This window comes from Actinosynnema sp. (assembly GCF_052038725.1).
This window is the reverse complement of record NZ_JBQGCX010000163.1, coordinates 1-2,407: the sequence shown is the minus strand read 5'-3', so window position 1 is coordinate 2,407 and position 2,407 is coordinate 1. Positions and strand designations below refer to the sequence as shown.

Sequence of the window (2,407 nt, the reverse complement as noted above, 5' to 3'; positions counted from 1 at the left end):
GGGATCTGGCGGCACCCGGCGTTCACCGACGTGGGGCGCGGCGACGACCTGGCCGTGCTCCAGCTCGACGGCCCGGTCGCGGTCGAGCCCGTCCGGGTCGGCGACGCCGTCGCGGGCCGCACCGCCACCGCCTACGGCTGGGGCCGCACCGCCGAGAGCGGCCCGGTGTCCTCGGTGCTGCGCCAGGTCGACGTGCCGATCCGCGCGGACCACGACTGCGCCGCCGCGCTCGCCGGCTACCGCGCCGACGCGATGCTGTGCGCGGGCTTCCCGGACGGCGGCAGGGACGCCTGCACGGGCGACTCCGGCGGCCCGCTGGTCTCCGACGGCCTGCTCGTCGGCGTCGTCTCCTACGGCCGGGGCTGCGCCCGCGCGGGCCAGCCCGGCGCCTACACCCGGCTCGGCCACTACCGCGACCGGCTCTGACGCCGCGCGCCGCGACGGCGCGGCGGCGCCGTCGCGGCCGGGGTGACCGGGATCGCCGTTCGCCGCCCGAACGACCGCGCCCGTGCTACCAATTCAGGGTGACGCAACACCACCCGGCGACCCTGCGCAGGCAGTGGGCGGCCGACCTCACCGCGACCCAGCTGTACGCGCTGCTCAAGCTGCGCGTCGACGTGTTCGTCGTCGAGCAGAACTGCCCGTACCCCGAGCTGGACGGCCGCGACCTCGAACCGGGCACCCGGCACCTGTGGCTGGAGGAGGACGGCGAGCCGCAGGCGTACCTGCGGCTGCTGGAGGAGCCCGGCGGCGTCCTCCGCGTCGGCCGGGTCGTCACCGCGCGGACCGCGCGAGGCAAGGGCTTCAGCCGCCGCCTCATGGTCGCGGCCATGGCCGAGATCGGCGACGCCGAGGCGGTGCTCGACGGGCAGACCTACGTCGTGGACTTCTACGCCTCGTTCGGGTTCGCCCCCGAGGGCGAGGAGTTCATCGAGGACGGGATCCCGCACCTGCGGATGCGCCGGCCTCGGCGATGACCTCGACCGCGCGCGCCAGGTCCGCCTCGGACAGGTCGGCGCGCGCGCTCAACCGCAGCCGCGACACCTGGTCCGGCACCGACGGCGGCCGGAAGCACCCGACCAGCACGCCCCGCTCCCGGCACGCCTCGGCCCACGCGACCGCGACCTCCGGCGACGGCGCGAGCACCGACACCACCGCCGCGCTCGGCTCGCTGGCCCGGAAACCCCGCTCCCGCAACCGGTCCGACAGCAGGCGGGCCGCCTCGCGCACCCGCTCGGGGCGCTCCGGCTCCTCCTTGAGCGCCTTCAGCGACGCCAGCGCCGCCGCCGCGCTGCCCGGCGCGAGACCGGTGTCGAAGATGAACGTGCGCGCGGTGTCCACCAGGTGCCGGATCACCCGGCCCGGCCCCAGCACCGCGCCGCCCTGCGCGCCCAGCGCCTTCGACAGCGTCACCGTCGTCACCACGTCCGGGGACTTCGCCAGGCCCGCCGCGTGCACCGCGCCGCGCCCGCCGTCGCCGACCACGCCCAGCCCGTGCGCGTCGTCCACCACCAGCCCGGCCCCGTGCCGCCTGCACGCCGCCGCCAGCTCGGCCAGCGGCGCGGTGTCGCCGTCCACGGAGAACACCGAGTCGGTCACCACGAGCCCGCGCCGCTCGCCGCGCGTGGACAGCGCGCGCGTGACCTGCGGCAGGTCGCGGTGCCCGGCCACCACCACGTCCGCGCGCGAGAGCTTGCAGCCGTCGATCAGCGAGGCGTGGATGTGCTGGTCGGCCACGATCGCCGTGCCCGGCCCGGACAGGGCGGTCAGCGCGCCCAGGGTCGCCGCGTACCCGGAGGAGAACACCAGCGCCGCCTGCGCGCCGCAGAAGTTCGCCAGCTCGTACTCCAGCTCGGTGTGCAGCTCGGTGGAGCCGGTGACCAGCCGCGACCCGGTCGAGCCCGCGCCCCAGCGCATCGACGCGGCGGCTGCCGCGCCCACGACCCGCTTGTCCCTGGCGAGCCCGAGGTAGTCGTTGCCCGCCAGGTCGAGCGCCCCGCCGGACGCCGCGCGTGGCCGCACCCTCCGGGTGAGCCCGGCCTCGGCCCGAGCCTCGGCCCGCGCGTCGATCCAGTCGAATACCGACTCCCCGGTGTGCTCCGTCACGGGAGGAGTCTCGCACCACCGCCGCCGCGGCGGTCCGGAACGTGGACCTCCCCGCGCCCCGGCGCGTCGCCACGGGTGGGCGGGCGTTCGCCCGCTGCGCCGGGCGCGGCGGGGCGCCGCTGGTCAGCGGGGGTCGGGGCGCGCGGGCCGGGTGATCGGACCGGGGCCGACCAGGCGCGGGGGCGCGGCGCCAGGGACGGCGGCGCCTGGCACGGCTGCGCTCGGGACGGCGGTGCTCGGTGCCGCAGCGCACGGTGCCGCGGCGTTCGGTGCCGCAGCGCTCAGGTCCGCAGCGCTCAGG

Annotated in this window: 3 protein-coding genes; 2 read left to right on the top strand and 1 reads right to left on the bottom strand. The window is 77.7% G+C overall.

What is annotated here, in order from left to right:
• Positions 1–426, top strand: a 426-nt coding sequence (locus tag ACTUAL_RS03095; protein WP_440899201.1) for a serine protease, incomplete at its 5' end; no start/stop codon positions are given.
• A gap of 98 nt (positions 427–524) precedes the next feature.
• Positions 525–977 (top strand): GNAT family N-acetyltransferase, encoded by a 453-nt coding sequence (locus tag ACTUAL_RS03090; protein WP_096496549.1) that lies wholly within the window; start codon positions 525–527, stop codon positions 975–977.
• On the opposite strand, the gene ACTUAL_RS03085 is transcribed toward ACTUAL_RS03090, so the two are convergent.
• Entirely contained in the window at positions 928–2,106 is a 1,179-nt protein-coding gene (locus ACTUAL_RS03085) for an 8-amino-7-oxononanoate synthase (RefSeq protein ID WP_440899200.1), read from the bottom strand. The genes ACTUAL_RS03090 and ACTUAL_RS03085 overlap by 50 nt on opposite strands.
• Positions 2,107–2,407: the final 301 nt, after the last annotated feature.